Below are 875 nucleotides of genomic sequence, written 5' to 3'. Positions count from 1 at the left end.
GGCACCACGCTCGGCACGCCCGGAGCGCCCTACAACGACCCCTACTTCGGCCTGCAGAAGGGCTTCCAGCAGATGTCCGCCGCCGCGCTGCAGCAGATCAGCGTGGGGCGCGCGGGTGAAGGTCGCGGTGATCGACACCGGCGTGGATGCGCGCCATCCGGACCTGTCCGGCCAGGTCGCGCGGCAGCGGGACTATGTCTCGGGCGGCGGTGCGCTGGTCGAGGGCGTGCCCGAGCGCCACGGCACCGAGGTGATGGGCCTGATCGCCGCGCGCGCCAACAACCGCCAGGGCATCGTCGGCCTGGCGCCCGGCGCGGTGATCACCAGCTACCGGGCCTGCTGGACCGAATCGCGCGCGGAGCGGCCCGGGCCGGGCACGGCACGCTGCAACTCCTTCACGCTGGCGCAGGCGCTGGGCGCCGCCATCGCGGACGGCGCCGACGTGATCAACCTCAGCCTGGGCGGCCCCAGCGATCCGCTGCTGACCCGCCTGGCGCGCCATGCGCAGTCGCGCGGCGCGGTGCTGGTCGCCGCGGCGCCGCCGGAGCGGCTCGGCAAGGGCTTTCCCAGCGAGGTGCCCGGTGCGCTGGTCGTGGCCAGCGCCGGCGATGCGGCCGAGGCGGACGGCTGGCTGGTCGCGCCTGGGCGCGCGGTGCTGACGACGGTGCCCAACGGCGGTTACGACATGGACACCGGCAGCTCGCTGGCCGCCGCGAACGTCACCGGCGTCGTCGCGCTGCTGCGCGCGGCCGACCCGGTGGCCGATGCGCCGCGCCTGCGGCGCGCGCTGCTGGGTTCGATGAGCGCGACCGGCGGCATCAATGCCTGCGCGGCGGCGCGGATGCTCGGCGTGTCCGGGCTGCGCTGCGACGGCG

General features: G+C 76.0%; 1 protein-coding gene. It reads left to right on the top strand.

The features are described from left to right. Positions 1–127: 127 nt before the first annotated feature. On the top strand, positions 128–875 hold a 748-nt coding region (locus FUT87_RS06675; RefSeq protein ID WP_255511702.1), incomplete at its 3' end, for a S8 family serine peptidase.

It is taken from the genome of Mitsuaria sp. TWR114 (assembly GCF_007997345.1).
This window is presented reverse-complemented; position numbering and strand designations above follow the sequence as displayed.